Source organism: Ruegeria sp. CDSB022 (assembly GCF_059611145.1).
Genome location: NZ_JBXWOZ010000001.1, coordinates 680,994 through 699,703, shown reverse-complemented (window position 1 = coordinate 699,703; position 18,710 = coordinate 680,994). Strand labels below are relative to the sequence as shown.

Genomic DNA, 18,710 nt, shown 5'->3' with positions numbered 1-18,710 from the left:
GCCAAGTCAGCGCAGGGTCGAATAACGTAACCGGCATATGCCAATTTCGAGCTTTTCTGCGCTTTGTGTACCCAGAAAAAAAAAACGGAACCGCGCTAGTGGCCGGTTCCGTCTATAGTATTTCCTGCCAGACGGCCCAAAAGCCGCGTGGCGTCTGTATCTGGTCTTTAAGCTGGGGTTTCTCCCTTGTTGATCGAGTCCGCCGCAGCGGCCCCAACAGCAGCTTTTTGTTGTTCGGTAAGGTTCTCGGCCTCTTCCAGACCAGGAATTGCTACGCGAACTTCGCGGCGGGCAAAGTCGATGCCATTGGCATTGAACTCGGCCTTCACCCGGTTGAAGATTTCCTTGCGAAGCGTGAACTGCTTGCCCGGCTTGGCCATGAACTTGCCGCGGATGATCATGCCAACATCGTCAAAGTCGAAAACACCTTGCGATTTGAAGGGCTGCAAGAAGCCTTCTTTGTGGGTTTCGTCCGCCATCATCTCGGCGCCGATCTTCTTGAAGATCTTCTTGACCTTGTTGGGATCAGTGTCAAACGGCACGGTGAACTTTAGCTTCATGATCACCCAGTCACGGCTGAAATTGGTCAGCTTTTGAATCTCGCCATAGGGGATCGTGTGAACGGGCCCACGGTGATGGCGGAGCTGCATCGAACGGATCGAGATTTTCTCGACGGTGCCCATGGTGCCGCCGACATCGACATATTCACCCACGCGAAACGCATCGTCGATAAGGAAGAAGACACCGCCGACGATATCTGCCACCAGCTTCTGAGCGCCGAAACCGATCGCAAGACCAAGGACACCAGCACCTGCCAGAAGTGGGGTGATGTTGATGCCCAGCGCGCCCAATGCGAGCAGGCCGAAGATGACCGCAATCGTGACTTGTGCCGTGATCCGCAGCAGGGGAAGAACCGTCGCCAGACGTGAACCGCCTGCGCCGCCACCCTCGCCACCGGCCTCTTCATCCAGCTCTTCTGCCGTTGTCTGTTCCTTGGCAAGACGACGGTTGATCCATAGTGAGACGACCTCGTTCAAGATGTATCCGACAGCGATGATCATCAGGAATTCGATAACCGTACCGCCAACGTCTGTTCCGATCCCGGCAGAGGCGACATGTCGAAGATCAAGCTGCCAGACCCGCGCGATCATAAAGACCACAAACAGGCCGGCCAGCACGCGACCAATCCGGATATAGCTGCGCTTGGCTGATTTATAGGCGCGTTCGGCCAATGGTCCGTCGCCCAACATTGGGGGTTGAAGATGGCGCACTAGGCCACGGATCAGCGTATCAAGCGCTGGTGCGATCAGCAGCCAGAACATCGTCGTGAAATGTGGCCCTTTGCCAAGCAGGGCAAGTGTTCTGGGATCACGCTGTGCGATCAGGAATTCGACCAGGAACCATATCACCACCGAAACGCCGATAGCGAAGTAGGGATAGTAATGAGCGACCTTTTCATCGAATTTGGTGTGGTCCGGGTCCGTGCCCAACATCATCTGAGACAACCCTTCGCGCGCGGTCCAGGCGATGATCCCAATGTATATATGGATGCCAGCGTTCAGCCAGAAACCGATACGCGTATCGGCCGGGGTGATACCGTTAAGCAAGTTGAACCGTACGATAAAGAGCGTGAGGCCGATCAATAGAAGAAGGCCAATCAGGTTGCGATGCAGATATTTGGCCCAATGATCGTCTATGTTGACCAACCGGTAATGTGGCTTTTTGGGCGCCAGCACAAAGCGTGAGGCGGCTGCGCCCAGACGCGGAATCCAAATCAGGTAGAAAACGAATGGGGCGGCATAGGTAAGCTGTTCTGTCGTCAGCAAGCCCCGTCCAATCGCCCGGATAACAACATAGAACACAACAAGTCCTGCGATTTCCCGGCAGAATCGGCGGAACAAGTAACGTACCGCGCTCCAAAGATCGGCATCAGAATTCCCATCGGGCTCTTCGTGCCATTTGCGGGTGAGAAACCCAAACAATTTCTCAGCAGCGTATCCGGCCACCAGAACTGCTAGGATCAACCCAAACAGGCCAAACACCCCGGTAGATCCGAATTTCGCTGAGAAATTGCTGAACGCCTCAACCTGGGCGCTGACGATATTTGGCAATGTGGTCAAAACCTGCGTCCAAGAGGTAACCATCTCGGCCCAGATTTCACTGATTTCGGTAAGCGGATCTTCATGGTTTTCGTTTGCTGCCGCCTGCTTTTCTGCAACCGCATCGAGCCGTTCCAGCAAAATGGCGCGAACCTGATCGTCGGACATACGTGCCACCAAGCCATCAACCTGATCGGGCGTCAGGTCCTCTGGAATTGTGACCGTAGACGACGCGGCCCCACTGTCTTGTGCGTGTACTGGTACCGCAAGAAGAATGGCGGAAATCAACGCCAGTAATAGGCGGAGTGGATGGTGCATGAATTTTCCCTCGAACACGAATTTTTGATCTCTTACGGGATCATAGGCGCGGAGGTGGAAATTTCCCAGCAATTTTCGGCTGTTCGGTGTCACCGATTAAGTCAGGGCCAAAAAAAAGGCCGAGCACTAAGCTCGGCCGTAGTCCAACAGGGAGGTATGAAGATGATGAGCGTTACAGCATCACCGCCTTCGAGTGCTCATTTAGGCATCAGTTTGATAACGATCAAGGCGTTTCAGTGTGATAGTCCGTCATGTCCGCTATGACGTTGACGCATAGCTATAGTTTCCCCATTTTCTTCAGGTGTTTACGCTGCGCGATGATCTCGTCCTGCACAAAATCGCGGAAGGCTGCCACGCGTTTGGAGTGGCGTAACTCTTCGGGGTAGGCGAGATAAACAGGAACGTCTGCCGTTTCGATGTCTGAAAGTACCGGCAGCAGATGCGGGAAATCATGCGTGACATAATCGGGCAGCAAGCCAATTCCCAGATTGTGCAGTACGCCCTGCAAGACACCGAAATAGTTGTTCACTGTCAGCAACGACGCCGGGTTATAGGTCATCAGATGCCGTACCATTGCCGCACTGGCCCCTACTTGGGGGGCTGAGGGGGTCTGACAGATAAGTCGATGGCTCGAGATTTCTTCGAGGGAGGCAGGTTGACCGCTTTCTTTAAGATATTCTGGGGTAGCATAAAGCAGCATCTGTACTGTCATCAGGCGCTTGCGCACCAGATCAGCCTGGCTGGGCTCTTTCATACGGATGGCGACATCAGCCTCGCGCATTGGCAGGTCAAGAACGCGTTCCTCAAGCATAAGGTCAATATTTAGGTCCGGGTATTGTTCATACAGCTTTGGCAACCTCGGAGCGAGCCATAGAGTCCCAAAGCCAAATGTGGTTGTGACCCGCAGCACACCAAAGACTTCTTCTTCGCTGTCTCGTATGCGCGCGGCTGCCGCGTCCAGTCGCTTGGACATTGCCGAGGTGGCGTCGAACAGCAGCTCACCCTGTTCGGTCAGAATCAGACCGCGGGCGTGACGATGGAACAACGTCGAATCAAGTGACTCTTCCAATGCCCGAATTTGTCTGCTGACTGCCGATTGAGATAGGTTCAGCTTATCGCCTGCATGTGTCAGGCTGCCCGCATCTGCAACCGCGTGAAATATCCTAAGCTTGTCCCAATCCATCGCCGCAACTTTCGTTATCCTGCCGAACGCCTATATGAAATAGGTGACAACTTCCACATTCAAACGGCGAAATCCTTGCGTTTCAGAGGATAAGCTCTAGGCAGGTCAGTTATTATGACCTAATATGGAAGCAGATGAAGCACACTGATCTGACGAGGGGAGGCGTTTGATGAGTAAGCCACAAATTTCTTTGAACGACCGTTTCGACCTAAGCAAAAACACGGTTTTACTGAACGGCACTCAGGCGCTTGTGCGCCTTATGCTGATGCAAAAGGCGCGCGACACGAAATCGGGTCTGAACACTGCTGGATTGGTGACGGGATACCGCGGATCGCCTCTTGGAGCGGTCGACCAGCAGATGATGCGCGCGCAGAAACAGCTGACAGAAAGCGATGTCACTTTTCAATACGGTCTGAACGAGGATCTTGCGGCAACCGCGCTTTGGGGCAGTCAGCAGGCCGGGTTAAGGGGTGACGGCAAGTTCGATGGCGTCTTTGGTCTGTGGTACGGAAAAGGACCTGGTGTAGATCGGTCAGGCGACGTGATGCGCCATGCCAATATGGCAGGGACGGCGGCACATGGTGGCGTTCTGATGGCCATGGGGGATGATCACACGGGCGAAAGCTCGACCGTGCTGCATCAGTCCGAGTGGTCGTTGGTTGATATGTACATGCCAGTGGTCAGCCCGGCCGGAGTACAAGAGATACTCGACTACGGCGTTTACGGATTCGCGCTCAGCCGGTTCGCCGGTGTCTGGGTCGGCCTCAAGACCATGAAGGACACGATCGAGGTGACTTCGGTTGTTGATGGCAACCCCGATCGCATGAATGTCGTGGTGCCCGAGTTTGATATGCCCGAAGGAGGGCTGAACATCCGGCTTGGCGATACGCCTCATCTGCAGGAAGAGCGCATTATTGATTACAAGCGTTTTGCGGCTGAAACGTTTTCACGCGCTAACCGGATGGACAAACGTGTCTGGGGCAAACCCGGCGCAAAGATAGGTCTGGTGGCCGCTGGCAAGAACTGGCTGGACCTCACCCACGCGCTTTCCTTGCTGAATATTGATGAGGCCGAGGCCGAGCGCCTTGGCATCACGACCTATAAGGTCGGACAGACGTTCCCACTGGACATGGCCGGATTTCACGACTGGGCAGAGGGTCTGGACCTGATCGTAATCGTTGAAGAAAAACGCAAGCTAATCGAGGTTCAGGTCAAAGAAGCGATCTTTGACGACCGCCGTGGTCGACGAGTCTATGGCTGGTACAAGGGCGGTGCTGGGACGCTGCACCGGGAAGAGCTGTTTCCCACCCGCGGTGCCCTTGATCCGAACATGATCGCTGAAAAACTGGGCGGTATTCTGATTGAAGAAGGCCGCGATACCGACGGGGTCCGCGCAGGTTTGACCAAGCTGACCGAAGCGCGCCGGGCGGACAATGCCGAGGAAATAGCCTCGCGCCTTCCGTATTTCTGTTCTGGATGCCCGCATAACAGTTCGACCAAGGTACCAGACGGAAGCCGGGCCTATGCAGGCATCGGATGCCATTACATGGTTCAGTGGATGGATCGAAGCACATTTGGCTTTACTCAGATGGGTGGCGAAGGGGCAAACTGGATCGGGGAAGAGCCGTTCTCGACCACCAATCATGTGTTCCAGAACCTCGGAGACGGCACCTATAACCATTCCGGTGTTCAGGCGATCCGGGCAGCTTTGTCGGCGGGTACGAACATCACCTTCAAGATTCTGTTCAACGATGCGGTCGCAATGACGGGCGGGCAGGGCAATGAGGGTGATCTGACCGCTGAAAGGATCGCGGCCGAGGTCAAGGCTATGGGCGTCACACATGTCGCGCTGGTCTATGACGAAAAAGAAGATGTAAACTTCAAAGCCTTACCCGCAGGGGTAGAGAGCTTTGAGCGTGCCGAACTGATGACTGTGCAAGAGAAATTCCGCACCTATGAGGGCGTCTCGGTCATCGTCTATGTCCAGACCTGTGCCGCTGAGAAACGCCGTCGCCGTAAACGCGGAACCTTTCCCGACCCGGACAAAAGGGTCTTTATCAATACGGATGTCTGTGAGGGCTGCGGTGACTGCGGCATCCAATCGAACTGTGTTTCGATTGTTCCCAAGGAAACCGAACTTGGCCGGAAGCGCGCGATTGACCAATCGAGCTGTAACAAGGATTTTTCGTGTCTGAGTGGGTTCTGCCCCTCCTTTGTAACGCTGGAAGGCGCGAAGATTCGCAAAGAAGCGACGACCGAACTTGATCTGCCCGATCTTCCGATGCCCGAGCTGCCTGAAATCATGGGCACACATAATGTTGTCATTACCGGCATCGGTGGGACCGGAGTTGTCACGCTCGGGGCGATCCTGGCACAGGCGGCCCAGATTGACGGCAAAGGCGCCGGAATGATGGAGATGGCAGGCTTGGCTCAGAAAGGCGGTGCGGTTCATATTCATTGCCGTATAGCCAACCGGCCAGATGATATCAGTGCAATACGTGTGGCAACGGGTGAAGCCGACACATTGATCGGTGGTGATTTGGTTGTTTCCGCCGGGGCCAAAACACTTGGCCTGACACGCTTGGGTCAGACCGGAGCGGTGGTCAACAGCCACGAAACCGTTACCGGCGATTTCACGCGCGACACTAAGTTTAGGATTCCTGGTGAGAGGCTGGAACTGGCGCTGCAAGCACGATTGAAAGAAGATGTTTCCCTGTTTGATGCCACTGAGCTTGCGCGCGCAGTGATGGGAGATTCAATCTATTCGAACATGATGGTTTTTGGGGCCGCATGGCAGCGCGGACTGATACCCGTCAGCCTCGATGCGGTGATTGCAGCCATTGATCTGAACGGAACGGCGGTAGAGCGCAACAAAAGAGCCTTTGAAATCGGTCGTTGGGCGGTTTTACACCCGGAAAAAGTCGATGAGATTCTACGGCCAAGTTTTTCCGACCTCCCGAAATCACCAGAGCAGGTCATCGCGTTCCGCGCCGATCATCTGACCCAGTATCAAAGCGCTCGTTTGGCGAAACGCTACCGCAAAATCGTTGACTCGTTTGAGGATGCAGAAATTCGTGATGCTGTCGCAAAAGGGTATCATAAGCTGTTGTCTTACAAGGACGAATACGAAGTGGCCCGGTTGTTACTGTCCAGTCGGGAGAAAGCCGCCGCCGAATTTGATGGCGAATTCAAAATGACTTTCCACCTTGCCCCACCGCTGCTTGGTGGCAAAGGACCAGATGGCCGACCCCGCAAACGGAGTTTCGGCGAATGGATGCTGAAGCCGCTGAAATTCATGTCTCGGCTAAAAGTTCTTCGAGGTACTCCGCTGGATATCTTTGGCTATAGTGTCGAACGTCGAATGGAGCGCGCGCTGATCAAGCAATATGAGCGTGATCTCAAAGAGATCACTCCGCTGATTTCCATCCAAACAAAGGATGCCGTAATTTCGCTTGCTAAGTTGCCCTTGGATATCAAAGGTTTTGGACCCGTCCTTAAGGCGAATGAGGCGAGCGCCGCCAAACGCAGAGAGGAATTGTTGACCACGATACGGAACGGAGGACCTGAATTACAGGCCGCCGCCGAGTAATTCGTCACAACCGTGTCACGACAGCTAGGCAAAATTGTTACTTGCATTTAAAATGCAGGTACAAAACCGGAGATTTCCATGCCCTCGCGACGCCATGTTGCACGTGACATTTCTTATGCCTATTCCGCCGAAACCAAAAGCGGACGGATGGTCATCAAGCTTATGGAAAACACCACAGGCCGCCTGCGCCTTATCAGGCGTGCTGATGGGTACGAAAAAGACGTGGCCAACGGGCGAAATTTCTGGTCGGTCATGGTTGAGAGATACGGTTTGTCTCTGGATGTGGTTGGTGGGTCATTGTCTAATATTCCCCGTGATGGCCCTCTGATTCTGATTGCCAATCACCCATATGGAATTCTGGATGGGTTGATGATGGGGCACATGTTGTCCAGTACGCGTGGGGATTTTCGCATTCTGGCCAACCATGTGTTTCGTAAGGCAGAGGATCTGAATCGGGTCGTTCTGCCGATTTCATTCGACGATACAAAAACTGCGATGAAGCAGAACCTCGAGACCCGCAAGAAAGCTTTGAACTATCTGGGCGAGGGCGGTGCGATTGGCATATTTCCCGGCGGAACCGTCAGCACTGGGGCAAGGCCTTTCTCGTACCCAATGGACCCGGGCTGGCGTGGCTTCACAGCGCGGATGGTTGCCAAATCAGACGCGACAGTTGTGCCGGTCTTTTTTGACGGTCATACCTCACGCCTGTTTCAGATCGCCAGCCATCTGCACAATACATTGCGCATGGGATTGCTGATCAAGGAATTCAAAAAACGCGTTGATACCCCGGTCCAAGTGGTGATCGGAGAGCCCATCGGCCGCGACGTTCTGGACCCGTTGGCCAAGGATACGCGCAAGATGATGGATTTCTTGCGCAAAGCAACGTATGAGCTGTCTCCAAAGCCACTAAAGTCTTATGACTATGGCTATGAATTTGAGGAACGGCATCGCGCCTAAAGGGGCAAATGGCAGTAGGCATTTTTGATTCTGGTTTGGGCGGTCTGACCGTTCTGAACGCCGCGCAGAAACGTCTTCCCGACGTTGATTTCCTGTATTACGCGGACAGCGCACATGCGCCTTACGGGGTGCGTGATGTAGAGAATATCTATGAGCTGACCCGGGGTGCGGTGAACGACCTCTGGAACCGGGGATGTGATCTGGTGATTCTGGCCTGCAATACGGCCAGCGCTGCTGCTTTGCGGCGGATGCAGGAAGAGGGCGTGCCTCAAGGCAAGCGCGTCTTGGGCGTTTTTGTTCCATTGATCGAAGCGCTGACTGAGCGGCAATGGGGTGACAACAGCCCGCCGCGTGAAGTCGCGGTCAAACACGTCGCTTTGTTTGCGACCCCGGCCACCGTATCGAGTCGCGCGTTTCAACGCGAGTTGGCCTTTCGTGCGATTGGCGTAGATGTTGAGGCGCAGGCCTGCGGTGGGGTCGTTGATGCCATCGAGGAAGGCGACATGATCCTGGCCGAAGCGCTGGTTCGAAGCCATGTGGACGCCCTGAAACGCAAGATGCCAGAGCCTCAGGCCGCAATTCTGGGCTGTACGCACTATCCCTTGATGGCTGAGGCGTTTCAGAAGGCCTTAGGACCCGACGTTGAGGTGTTCAGCCAGGGTGATCTGGTTGCCGAAAGTCTGGCAGACTATTTGCAGCGGCACCCGAACATGCAGGGTGCGGCGAAGGGCGGTTATCTGACCACTGGTAAGCCAGGCGTTGTCAGTGATCGCGCCACCCAGTTCCTCCGACGACAAATTACTTTCGAGGCTGTCTGACTTTGGTCAAAGACGCGGCCTGAAAGAACCCGTAATCCCATGACCGTCACAGTGGCGGGCATGAACAGTGGCATACAGTTTCAAGAGGTCCAAGATGACCCACAAAATCGCAATTCTGGGCGCTTCGGGTTATACCGGCGCTGAACTGGTTCGGTTGATCGACGAGCATCCGAATATGGAAATCGCTGCACTTTCTGCCGAGCGGAAAGCCGGACAGTCGATGGCGCAGGTATTTCCACATTTGCGGCACCTGAAGTTACCGGTTCTTTGCAAAATTTCAGAAATCGACTTTTCAGGGATCGACCTGTGCTTTTGCGCGCTGCCACATAAAACCAGCCAGGAAGTTATCCGCGACCTGCCGAAGGACCTTAAAATCATCGACCTGTCCGCCGATTTCAGGCTACGCGACCCTGAGGAATATGAAAAATGGTATGGCAACCCTCATGCGGCTTTGGAGCAGCAGGAGGAGGCCGTTTACGGCCTGACCGAGTTTTATCGCGATCAAATTCGCACGGCCCGCTTGGTTGCCGGAACAGGCTGCAACGCCGCCACCGGACAATATGTTTTGCGCCCTTTGATTTCGGCCGGCGTCATTGATCTGGATGACATCATTCTGGACCTCAAATGCGCGGTGTCTGGTGCCGGGCGGTCGCTGAAAGAAAACCTGCTGCATGCCGAACTTAGCGAAGGGTATAACGCATATGCTGTTGGCGGTACGCATCGGCATTTGGGGGAATTCGATCAAGAATTTTCTGCCCTTGCAGGGCGCCCGGTCCATGTTCAGTTCACTCCGCATCTGGTTCCGGCAAACCGGGGTATCCTAGCGACTACATATGTCAAAGGTGACCCCACGAGCGTTTATGAAGCGCTTGTGAAAACCTATGAAAGCGAACCATTTATCCAGATGCTGCCATTTGGCGAAACACCCTCGACCCACCATGTGCGCGGCTCAAATTTCTGCCATATCGGCGTGGCCAGCGACCGGATCGAGAGGCGCGCCATTGTGATCGGAGCACTGGATAACCTGACAAAAGGTAGCAGTGGCCAAGCCTTGCAGAACGCTAACCTGATGTTAGGTGAAGCTGAAACTGCGGGTCTGATGATGGCCCCACTTTTCCCATGAGGAACAAATGAAAACGCTCAAGAAACGTCGTCGCGTTCAGATCATCCTTCTGTCAATCGTTGCTTTGGCAGTGTCTACGGCGTTGATCGGATACGCTATGCAGGACGGCATCAATTTCTTCCGCTCACCCAGTGAAGTAATGGCAGAGCCACCAAAACCGACTGAAATATTCCGGATCGGTGGTCTTGTCGAAGAGGGTTCGATCGTGCGGGGGCAAGGGGAAACCGTGCGTTTCGTGGTGACGGACGGTGGCGAAAGTGTGCCGGTCACGTTTACTGGGGTTTTGCCTGATTTGTTCTCGGAAAACCAGGGTATGATTGGTACCGGAAGCTACGTAAACGGAGTCTTTGAAGCCTCAGAAATTCTTGCGAAACACGATGAGACCTATATGCCAAAAGAGGTTGTGGACGCGTTGAAAGAACAAGGTATTTACAAGGAGGCCGGCGAGAGCTGAGCCATAGGCTTTGAGATCGGAATTCGGGCGTTGCGTGGATCGACATGCAGCGCCCTTTCTATTTTAGCTGTATTAACAGAATTGTCCGAGCGTCTGTCTGTCCCAAGTTGGAGAACAGTACATGCAGACGGTTCGGCAGATCGCGGAACAGATAGTTACGCGTGAAGGTGGTTTTGTCGATGACCCCGACGATCCGGGTGGAGCGACAAAATTCGGCGTAACAGTCCATACCATGCGCAGATTGCAACTGGACCTGACGCAGGACGGGATGGTTGATGTATCCGATGTAAGGCGGCTGAGCCGGTCGCAGGCCGTTGAAATCTTTATCCGCCACTATTTCTCAAAACCGCGATTACACCTACTGCCTAACATTCTGCAGCCATCTGTTTTCGACATGTACGTGAATTCAGGCGTTCAAGCTGTTAAAATTATGCAATATTTGCTGCGTGAAATGGGGTATCATGTCGTCGTAGATGGCGTTGTGGGCCCGCAGACGGCGCAGGCTTGCAGTGCTGCGTCTGAACCGGACCCTGTCGCGCTGCGGGATGCTTATGGCGTTGCCAGGAGAAACTATTATTTCCGGATAGCGGAACGGCGTCCAACCTCTCGCAAATATGCTCGGTCCCGGTCTGGGGCAAAAGGTGGCTGGATACGACGCGCCGAGGAATTCCTGTCACCGACCTATCATCTTAGCGACGCAGAGTTTCAAAGGAGGGTTTCTGAATGGGGCTGATCTCGGGAATATTTGTGTTCTTGTTTGGCGAGGGTCGGAATGTCGTGCGTGAAACAACCGAAGTCTTTCGTGAAAATGCTGAGCAGGGCGCTAAACGCGACCTGACGCGACAACAGGGAGTACTGGAACAGTATAGGGCAGAGTTCGAGCGGGTTCAAAAAAGTGCATTTGACCGTTTTATGGATGGGCTCAACCGGCTGCCGCGCCCCGCCATGGCCTTGGGAACATTGGGGCTGTTTATCGCCGCTATGGTCGATCCGCTTTGGTTTGCCGCTCGGATGCAGGGGATTGCGTTGGTACCTGAGCCCTTGTGGTGGTTGTTGGGCGTGGTCGTCTCGTTCTATTTCGGCGCAAGACACCAGACCAAAGTGCAGGATCTGCAGCGTGAAATTTCGGCAACGATGACACGTACTCCGAAAGTTATGGAAAACATCGAAACACTGGCAGAGATGCGGGAACGTTTGATTGGGGTCGCTGATACTGGGACAGATGCAGGCTTGGCCGATGAGGTCCTAAAACCCGATTTCAACCCTGCGCTCGAGGATTGGCGGCGGGGTCGGTCCGCCTGACCCGCGACACTATGTGCGTCCGGCAGAGGCGAAAGTGATTGGTGATTGTCCCTCAACAGGAATATATGCGGGACCATGATTACAGAACTTGGTCACTTCGCGCTGATACTCGCCTTTCTCGTCGCCATCGTTCAGACGGTCATTCCGCTGATAGGGGCGGCGAAACGGTGGACTGGCTGGATGTCCTTTGCAGAAACCGCCGCTATTGCACAGTTTCTGTTAGTCGCCTTCTCTTTCGCGGCGTTGGTCTGGGCCTTTACCACCTCTGATTTCTCATTGCGGATAGTGGTTGAAAACAGCCATTCCGCCAAACCGATGCTGTATAAAATCAGCGGCACGTGGGGCAACCACGAAGGGTCAATGTTACTGTGGGTCCTGATCGTCGCAGTTTTCGGGGCCATGGCCGCTTTTTTTGGCGCAGGGTTACCTCCGACGCTCAAAGCGCGCGTGCTGGCGGTTCAGGCGGCCGTAGGGGTGGCGTTTTACGCTTTTATCCTGCTCACCTCGAACCCATTTGACCGTCTGATTATCGCCCCGTTCGATGGGCGCGATCTCAACCCATTATTGCAAGATCCAGGTTTGGCATTCCACCCGCCGTTTCTGTATCTGGGCTATGTCGGCCTGAGCATGGCATTCAGCTTTGCAGTGGCCGCGCTGATCGAAGGGCGCGTGGATGCCTCTTGGGGGAGGTGGGTGCGTCCCTGGACGCTGGCCGCATGGATTTTTCTGACTATTGGGATCGCGCTTGGATCCTGGTGGGCCTATTACGAGCTGGGCTGGGGCGGGTTCTGGTTCTGGGATCCGGTCGAAAACGCTTCTTTCATGCCGTGGCTATTGGCGGCAGCCCTGTTACATTCTGCTATCGTGGTCGAAAAGCGTGAAGCGCTGAAGAGCTGGACCATCCTTCTGGCGATTATCGCCTTTGGCTTTTCGCTGATCGGGACGTTCATTGTGCGATCGGGGCTTTTGACTTCGGTACATGCCTTTGCCAATGATCCTGAACGCGGCGTGTTTATCCTGATCATTCTTGTGGTCTTCATTGGCGGTGCGTTGACACTCTATGCGGCACGCGCGCAAGCGATGGAGGCCAAGGGCGTGTTTGGTATGGTCAGCCGCGAAAGCGCCCTGGTGCTGAACAACATTCTATTGGCGGTCAGCTGTTTCGTTGTGTTCTTCGGAACCTTGTGGCCGATGGTGGCCGAGATGGCATTTGATCGCAAACTCTCGGTCGGCGCGCCGTTCTTTAATGCGGCGTTCACACCGTTCATGGTTGCGCTGGGGATTGTATTACCGCTTGGTGCAATGCTTCCGTGGAAACGTGGAAAGCTTGGCAAGGCGGCGCATTCGTTGCGGTTCGCATTCCTTCTGGCGGTTGCGCTTGGCTTGCTCGTTTGGGTCATGCAGACCGGTCGCAGCGCATTGGGACCCGTGGGGCTGTTTCTGGGGGCCTGGATCACATTTGGCGCTATTGTGGACCTTTGGAGCCGTACTGGAAGAAAAAACAACCTGCAGCGTCTGTTCAGACTGCCCGGTGCCGATTGGGGCAAGGCTGCAGCCCATACCGGACTGGGGGTTACGATCTTTGCCATCGCCGGGCTGACCGCATGGGAGGTCGAGGATATCCGCGTTGCGCAGACGGGGCAGCCTTTCGAGGTTGGCCAGTTCACTCTGACACTTGAACAGGTTCGGAATGTCGAGGGGCCCAACTATTTCTCAACCACAGCCGATGTTAAGGTCGAACAGGCCGGTCGAACAATCGCAACACTGCATCCGGAAAAACGCGACTACCCAGTTTCAAGGATGCCAACGACTGAAGCTGCGATTGACTATCGGTTTCTCAGGGATCTTTACGTCGTCATTGGAGATCAGCAGGCAAATGGTGGCTGGGTCGTGCGGACTTATATCAAGCCTTTAGCGAATTGGATTTGGGGCGGGTGCCTACTGATGGCGCTCGGTGGCGTTCTTAGCCTGTGCGACAGGCGTTTTCGCGTTGCGGCAGGCGCGCGCAAGACGCCGACGCAGGGGGTTCCGGCGGAATGAAACGGTTTCTACTGATACTGCTTTTATTGGCAACGCCAAGCATGGCTGTCCAACCTGACGAGGTGCTTGATGATCCGATCCTGGAACAGAGGGCGCGGGATCTGAGTTCCGGCTTGCGCTGTCTGGTTTGCCGCAACGAAAGCATAGACGAAAGCAATGCAGGATTGGCCCGTGACTTGCGCCTGTTATTGCGCGAACGCCTGGTGGCCGGCGATACAGATGGACAGGCGATTGACTTTATCGTTGATCGCTACGGCGAATATGTTTTGCTAAGGCCAACAACGTCAGGATCGAACATCCTTTTGTGGCTGGCCGGTCCGATCATGCTTTTGATCGCTGTGGCGACTGGTTTCAGCTTTTTACGCAAAAGATCGGCGGAACAGGACCGAAGGGAAGGTGACGGCCTCCTTAGCGACGCCGAGAAAGAACGATTACGCGAAATCCTCAAAGATTGACCTTCGGTTCACCTTTTCCTTCATTGGAAATTGAGGCAGGGTCGCAGGCGCAGCGAACCTTGGAGGGGTGGATGGAATACGAAGCGATCCTGTTGGACATTGCGGATGATCTGGCAGTGGTAACTCTGAACCGCCCAGAGAAGTTGAACGCAATGACCGCTCAGTTGCGGGCCGAAGTCACGCACGCGATGAAACACGCTGCCACCCATGCCCGCGCGATTGTTTTGACCGGTAAGGGAAACGCTTTTTGCTCGGGTCAGGATTTAGGTGATGCCTCAAGCACCGGGAAGATTGATCTTGAGCGCACGCTGCGCGACGAATACGAGCCCATGCTTGAAGCAATCTATAATTGCCCGGTTCCAACAATCGCCGCAGTAAATGGCGCTGCTGCGGGGGCGGGGGCCAATCTGGCGCTATGCGCGGATATCGTGATCGCGACGGAGAGTGCTTATTTCCTGCAGGCTTTTGCCCGTATCGGCCTGTTGCCCGACGCTGGAGGCACCTGGTTTATGCCGCGCCAGATGGGGTTCGCCAAAGCCATGGGCGCTGCTCTTTTTGCCGATAAGATCAGTGCTCGACAGGCCGACGACTGGGGCCTGATCTGGGAAGCCGTTCCCGACGCGGAGTTCGAAGCGCATTGGCGCAAGCGGGCCATGTATCTGGCCAAAGGTCCAACCTCAGGGTTTGGCGCCATCAAAAAGGCTATTCGCGGCACCTATGAAAACACTCTGCCGCAACAGCTCGAGGCAGAGGCGCATCTGCAAGGTGAATGTGGCCGCAGCCGAGACTTTTCCGAAGGCGTCGTTGCCTTCATGCAAAAACGCCCCCCGAAATTCGAAGGGCGTTGAGGTTGTCAGGCGCGGCGGCGTTTACGCACGCGCCGTTCCGGAAGGGCGGACTCGCCAGTCCCGTCAGTTGCGGATGAGAACGGGCCCAGCGCGTCCGTGATCTGATCAAGGGTTGGGCGTATACCGGACGGGGCACCGTCAAGCGCAGCTCTCATGTGCCGCAGATGCTCGGGCATTGTGCCGCAACATCCGCCGATAATGCTTGCGCCGGCCTCTCGCGCCATGGTCGCATAATGGCCCATCAGTTCCGGCGTGCCGTCATAATGAATATGTCCATCCACATATTTCGGAATACCGGCATTGCCTTTTGATATCAGCGGCCGTTCCGTACCTTGTGCGACAAATCCAAGGACAGTGCGCAGAATATCAGACGCGCCAGTCCCGCAATTTGCGCCAAAGGCAACCGGCGGGTTAGGGAGCGTTTCAACCAACTGAGCAAAGTCGGCGGATGTGACACCCATCATGGTGCGGCCAGCCGTGTCAAAGCTCATCGTGCCACACCAAGGCATATCGACCAGCGCAAAGGCTTCTGCCGCGGCCCTGAACTCTTCTGGGGCGCTGATGGTTTCGACCCAAAGAACATCGACACCGCCGTCCTTCAATGCCTGCGCCTGTTCGTGGAACATTTCCACGGCATCGGCATGGGACAGGGCGCCAACAGGCTGCATGATCTCGCCGGTTGGTCCGACCGATCCCGCGACGATAACCGGACGGTTGGCTTTGTCAGCAACCTCACGGCCAAGTTCTGCGCCTGCGCGGTTCAGTTCAGCGACCCGGTTCTGAGCCTCGTGCAGTTTGAGACGCGCAGATGTCCCGCCGAATGTGTTGGTCAAGAAAAGGTCGCTGCCTGCGTCCACCGAACCCTGATACAGCGCGCGGATTTTATCCGGTGCATCGACGTTCCAAAGCTCGGGCGCGTCGCCCGACTGCAGGCCCATGTTGAATAGGTTTGTACCTGTTGCTCCATCCGCCAAAAGAGTCGTGTTGGAGTCCAGAAGTTTGCTGAGCGCATTTGTCATAAGAATATTCCGAAACTGGCGAGCCGCGCTAGAAATGTGAGACGCCCCGTGTCTCATGACCGGGGCGTCAAATCAAATTCATAAATCTCATGAAGATCATGAATATTGCGGGGAGACCTTAGTTGGTTTCGTTGAGAACCTGTGCTTTGGCCTCGACCAGAAACTCGGCCATTTTTGCACGGATATCGTCATCCGAAGACAGATCCCCGAGATCGCCGGAAACTTTGCGCACGACATCCTCGTGCCCGGTTTCTTCCAGGTCTGAAATCACAACGGATTTTGCGTATTCATCGGCTTCATTACCGGTTTTGCCCAGTTTTTCGGCCGCCCAAAGGCCAAGCAGTTTGTTGCAACGCGCCTGTGCTTTGAACTGCATTTCTTCATCATGGGCGAATTTTGCTTCGAATGCGTTTTCGCGCTCGTCAAACGTAGTCATCAGTTGGACCCCTTGGGTTGGTAGTTCTTTCCTTAATGATATGACGATACGACGATCCGGGTGCAAGGTATTTGCGCTGCGTCAAAGCCTCTCGGGCCTCGGAACTTGCGGGAAGGTGGGGGTTGGACTAAGAGAGCGCCAAGGCGAAGGAACTTTTTCCCTCGCGACAGTCTGGAAAGGTCGCTTATGGCGCGTCGCAAGAAAATTTACGAAGGTAAGGCCAAGATTTTGTATGAAGGCCCTGAACCGGGTACAATCGTGCAGTATTTCAAGGATGACGCCACTGCCTTCAACGCTGAAAAGAAGGACGTGATCGACGGGAAAGGTGTGCTGAACAACCGCCTGAGCGAATACTTTATGAACGGGTTGAATCAAATCGGTGTGCCGACCCATTTCATCCGTCGCCTGAACATGCGCGAACAGTTGGTCCGCAACTGCGAAATCGTACCGCTTGAAGTTATTGTTCGCAATTTCGCGGCTGGCACGATGTCCAAACGCCTTGGCATTGCCGAGGGGACACAGCTGCCGCGCCCGATAGTGGAATACTGCTACAAGGACGACGCGTTGGGTGATCCTCTTGTCACCGAAGAACATATCGCCGCCTTTGGCTGGGCCAGCCAGCAGGACATGGAAGACATTCTTAGCCTCGCATTGCGGGTGAATGATTTCATGAGCGGTGTGATGCTGGCGGTTGGCATTCGTCTGGTCGATTTCAAAATTGAAATCGGTCGCGTCTATGAAGGTGACTTCCAGCGCCTGATCATAGCGGATGAAATCAGCCCAGACAGCTGCCGTCTTTGGGATATCGAAACCGGCCAGAAGCTAGACAAGGACGTATTCCGCCGCGACCTGGGCAGCCTGACCGACGCCTACTCGGAAGTTGCGCGTCGCCTAGGCGTTCTGCCGAAAAGCAATGTGTCCAAACCGACCCTGATCAACTGATCGAAAGCCGAAGAACAACGCAAAAACGCCGCCGATATTGGGCGGCGTTTTTATTTGAGATCGGTTATTTGACAGGGCCGCAGCTTGTCCGGCATTGTTTGTTGAACAAGCGTAATCGGGTGAATAAAAATGGCCGAGCTATTTGATCAGGCAGTATTTTTAAAGTTCCTCGCTGCGCTGCTGGCGATTTTCAACCCGCTATACGGCATCCCGATTTTCCTCAGCATGACCGAGGGGTATAGCCCGCCAGAACGTAAACGCGTTGCAATGGTTGTGACAGCCACGGTTGTGATTGTATCACTGATTTCGGTACTGATCGGCGAAGAAATTCTGGCGCTTTTCGGTATCGACATTCCGTCTTTTCGCATCGCTGGTGGGTTGATCATTCTTGGGGTTGGTATGTCGATGCTGAACGCGTCTGACCGGTCAGAAAGCGATCAGAAAGCCGTTAAAGATGGCGCGCAGAAGAAGAGCATTGCGGTTGTTCCCCTGGCTATCCCGTTAACGATTGGGCCCGGCACTATCGCGACAACCATTGTGTTCGCGCATAGTTTGCCCGACGGCGCCGAGGTAGTAACTTTGGGGGCGGCCGTTTTGATTGCCTGCGCTATTGTCGGTCTGGGATTGTTATTCGCTGACCCTATTTCCAGGTTCTTTGGGCCGACAATGATCAATGTGATCACCCGTGTTATGGCTATCATTTTGGTTGCCGTAGCGGTTGAAATGGTTCTGACAGGGACCTTCAACGCAATAGATACGCATTATCCCGCGCTAAAGGGTTCCGAGTAGGTGCTGACAAGGGTTGTCGAACGCCGACAGTCGCGCTATCCCCGCGCACAACGGAACGGGCCTCAAATACCGGCCCTCAGCTGGAGTTGCAGTAAATGAAAGCACGTGTGCATGTGATGCTGAAAACCGGGGTACTTGACCCTCAGGGTGAAGCGGTGCGCCACGCATTGGGTGCCATGGGTTTTGATCAGGTCGAAGGCGTCCGTCAGGGCAAGGTGATTGATCTTGAACTCGCCGAGGGTGCGACGGAATCGGACGTCACCGAGATGTGCGAAAAACTGTTGGCTAACACGGTCATCGAACGCTACGAGATCGAACTGGTCTGAACCGCTTGCAGG

Annotated in this window: 17 protein-coding genes; 13 read left to right on the top strand and 4 right to left on the bottom strand. The window is 54.7% G+C overall.

Annotation, left to right across the window (positions count from 1 at the left end; translation table 11 throughout):
• Positions 1-167 precede the first annotated feature (167 nt).
• On the bottom strand, positions 168-2,417 hold the full coding sequence (locus AC2FIZ_RS03520) for a mechanosensitive ion channel family protein (RefSeq protein ID WP_496687954.1): 2,250 nt from the start codon (positions 2,415-2,417) through the stop codon (positions 168-170).
• A 277-nt stretch (positions 2,418-2,694) separates the two neighbouring features.
• The gene (locus tag AC2FIZ_RS03515; protein WP_142633997.1) at positions 2,695-3,600 is read right to left on the bottom strand and encodes a LysR family transcriptional regulator; all 906 of its coding nucleotides are present in this window, start codon (positions 3,598-3,600) and stop codon (positions 2,695-2,697) included.
• Between the two features lie 169 nt (positions 3,601-3,769).
• Between AC2FIZ_RS03515 and AC2FIZ_RS03510 the strand changes: the two genes are divergently transcribed.
• From AC2FIZ_RS03510 to AC2FIZ_RS03465, 10 genes are all read left to right on the top strand, one after another.
• Positions 3,770-7,189: an indolepyruvate ferredoxin oxidoreductase family protein gene (locus tag AC2FIZ_RS03510; RefSeq protein ID WP_281994662.1), complete on the top strand. Its 3,420-nt coding sequence runs from the start codon at positions 3,770-3,772 to the stop codon at positions 7,187-7,189.
• Between the two features lie 78 nt (positions 7,190-7,267).
• Positions 7,268-8,146: a lysophospholipid acyltransferase family protein gene (locus tag AC2FIZ_RS03505; protein ID WP_281994661.1), complete on the top strand. Its 879-nt coding sequence runs from the start codon at positions 7,268-7,270 to the stop codon at positions 8,144-8,146.
• Positions 8,147-8,154: 8 nt separating this feature from the next.
• Positions 8,155-8,964: a glutamate racemase gene (murI, locus tag AC2FIZ_RS03500; RefSeq protein WP_271946944.1), complete on the top strand. Its 810-nt coding sequence runs from the start codon at positions 8,155-8,157 to the stop codon at positions 8,962-8,964.
• 94 nt (positions 8,965-9,058) lie between these two features.
• Positions 9,059-10,087 (top strand): N-acetyl-gamma-glutamyl-phosphate reductase, encoded by a 1,029-nt coding sequence (gene argC / locus AC2FIZ_RS03495; RefSeq protein WP_281994660.1) that lies wholly within the window; start codon positions 9,059-9,061, stop codon positions 10,085-10,087.
• A 7-nt stretch (positions 10,088-10,094) separates the two neighbouring features.
• A complete protein-coding gene (gene ccmE / locus AC2FIZ_RS03490) occupies positions 10,095-10,541 on the top strand; it encodes a cytochrome c maturation protein CcmE (protein WP_281972148.1) in 447 nt (148 codons plus the stop codon).
• Positions 10,542-10,662: 121 nt separating this feature from the next.
• Positions 10,663-11,274: a holin-associated N-acetylmuramidase gene (locus tag AC2FIZ_RS03485; protein ID WP_281972147.1), complete on the top strand. Its 612-nt coding sequence runs from the start codon at positions 10,663-10,665 to the stop codon at positions 11,272-11,274.
• A complete protein-coding gene (locus AC2FIZ_RS03480; RefSeq protein ID WP_281994659.1) occupies positions 11,265-11,843 on the top strand; it encodes a holin family protein in 579 nt (192 codons plus the stop codon). The genes AC2FIZ_RS03485 and AC2FIZ_RS03480 overlap by 10 nt, the downstream gene beginning before the upstream one ends.
• 75 nt (positions 11,844-11,918) lie before the next feature.
• Positions 11,919-13,883 carry a heme lyase CcmF/NrfE family subunit gene (locus AC2FIZ_RS03475; protein ID WP_142633981.1) on the top strand — a complete coding sequence of 655 codons (1,965 nt, stop codon included), beginning with the start codon at positions 11,919-11,921 and terminating at the stop codon, positions 13,881-13,883.
• Positions 13,880-14,338 carry a cytochrome c-type biogenesis protein gene (locus AC2FIZ_RS03470; RefSeq protein ID WP_142633979.1) on the top strand — a complete coding sequence of 153 codons (459 nt, stop codon included), beginning with the start codon at positions 13,880-13,882 and terminating at the stop codon, positions 14,336-14,338. Before AC2FIZ_RS03475 ends, AC2FIZ_RS03470 begins: the two co-directional genes overlap by 4 nt.
• 71 nt (positions 14,339-14,409) lie before the next feature.
• Positions 14,410-15,186, top strand: coding sequence for an enoyl-CoA hydratase-related protein (locus tag AC2FIZ_RS03465; protein ID WP_142633977.1), 777 nt, complete (start codon positions 14,410-14,412; stop codon positions 15,184-15,186).
• Positions 15,187-15,191: 5 nt separating this feature from the next.
• Here AC2FIZ_RS03465 and bmt read toward each other — a convergent pair whose 3' ends face one another.
• On the bottom strand, positions 15,192-16,205 hold the full coding sequence (gene bmt / locus AC2FIZ_RS03460) for a betaine--homocysteine S-methyltransferase (protein ID WP_271946964.1): 1,014 nt from the start codon (positions 16,203-16,205) through the stop codon (positions 15,192-15,194).
• 118 nt (positions 16,206-16,323) lie between these two features.
• A complete protein-coding gene (locus AC2FIZ_RS03455; protein ID WP_142633973.1) occupies positions 16,324-16,641 on the bottom strand; it encodes a DUF1476 domain-containing protein in 318 nt (105 codons plus the stop codon).
• Positions 16,642-16,827: 186 nt separating this feature from the next.
• On the opposite strand from AC2FIZ_RS03455, the gene purC reads away from it, so the two are divergent.
• From purC to purS, 3 genes are all read left to right on the top strand, one after another.
• A complete protein-coding gene (purC, locus tag AC2FIZ_RS03450; protein ID WP_271946969.1) occupies positions 16,828-17,583 on the top strand; it encodes a phosphoribosylaminoimidazolesuccinocarboxamide synthase in 756 nt (251 codons plus the stop codon).
• Between the two features lie 129 nt (positions 17,584-17,712).
• On the top strand, positions 17,713-18,372 hold the full coding sequence (locus AC2FIZ_RS03445; protein ID WP_496790603.1) for a MarC family protein: 660 nt from the start codon (positions 17,713-17,715) through the stop codon (positions 18,370-18,372).
• A gap of 95 nt (positions 18,373-18,467) precedes the next feature.
• Positions 18,468-18,698 (top strand): phosphoribosylformylglycinamidine synthase subunit PurS, encoded by a 231-nt coding sequence (gene purS, locus AC2FIZ_RS03440; protein ID WP_142633967.1) that lies wholly within the window; start codon positions 18,468-18,470, stop codon positions 18,696-18,698.
• Positions 18,699-18,710: the final 12 nt, after the last annotated feature.

Coding starts and splice junctions, on each gene's coding strand:
- bmt (WP_271946964.1), bottom strand. CDS start 16,205: ATGACAAATGCGCTCAGCAAACTTCTGGACTCCAACACGACTCTTTTG.
- murI (WP_271946944.1), top strand. CDS start 8,155: ATGGCAGTAGGCATTTTTGATTCTGGTTTGGGCGGTCTGACCGTTCTG.
- ccmE (WP_281972148.1), top strand. CDS start 10,095: ATGAAAACGCTCAAGAAACGTCGTCGCGTTCAGATCATCCTTCTGTCA.
- AC2FIZ_RS03505 (WP_281994661.1), top strand. CDS start 7,268: ATGCCCTCGCGACGCCATGTTGCACGTGACATTTCTTATGCCTATTCC.
- AC2FIZ_RS03520 (WP_496687954.1), bottom strand. CDS start 2,417: ATGCACCATCCACTCCGCCTATTACTGGCGTTGATTTCCGCCATTCTT.
- AC2FIZ_RS03480 (WP_281994659.1), top strand. CDS start 11,265: ATGGGGCTGATCTCGGGAATATTTGTGTTCTTGTTTGGCGAGGGTCGG.
- AC2FIZ_RS03485 (WP_281972147.1), top strand. CDS start 10,663: ATGCAGACGGTTCGGCAGATCGCGGAACAGATAGTTACGCGTGAAGGT.
- argC (WP_281994660.1), top strand. CDS start 9,059: ATGACCCACAAAATCGCAATTCTGGGCGCTTCGGGTTATACCGGCGCT.
- AC2FIZ_RS03455 (WP_142633973.1), bottom strand. CDS start 16,641: ATGACTACGTTTGACGAGCGCGAAAACGCATTCGAAGCAAAATTCGCC.
- AC2FIZ_RS03445 (WP_496790603.1), top strand. CDS start 17,713: ATGGCCGAGCTATTTGATCAGGCAGTATTTTTAAAGTTCCTCGCTGCG.
- AC2FIZ_RS03465 (WP_142633977.1), top strand. CDS start 14,410: ATGGAATACGAAGCGATCCTGTTGGACATTGCGGATGATCTGGCAGTG.
- purS (WP_142633967.1), top strand. CDS start 18,468: ATGAAAGCACGTGTGCATGTGATGCTGAAAACCGGGGTACTTGACCCT.
- purC (WP_271946969.1), top strand. CDS start 16,828: ATGGCGCGTCGCAAGAAAATTTACGAAGGTAAGGCCAAGATTTTGTAT.
- AC2FIZ_RS03515 (WP_142633997.1), bottom strand. CDS start 3,600: ATGGATTGGGACAAGCTTAGGATATTTCACGCGGTTGCAGATGCGGGC.
- AC2FIZ_RS03470 (WP_142633979.1), top strand. CDS start 13,880: ATGAAACGGTTTCTACTGATACTGCTTTTATTGGCAACGCCAAGCATG.
- AC2FIZ_RS03475 (WP_142633981.1), top strand. CDS start 11,919: ATGATTACAGAACTTGGTCACTTCGCGCTGATACTCGCCTTTCTCGTC.
- AC2FIZ_RS03510 (WP_281994662.1), top strand. CDS start 3,770: ATGAGTAAGCCACAAATTTCTTTGAACGACCGTTTCGACCTAAGCAAA.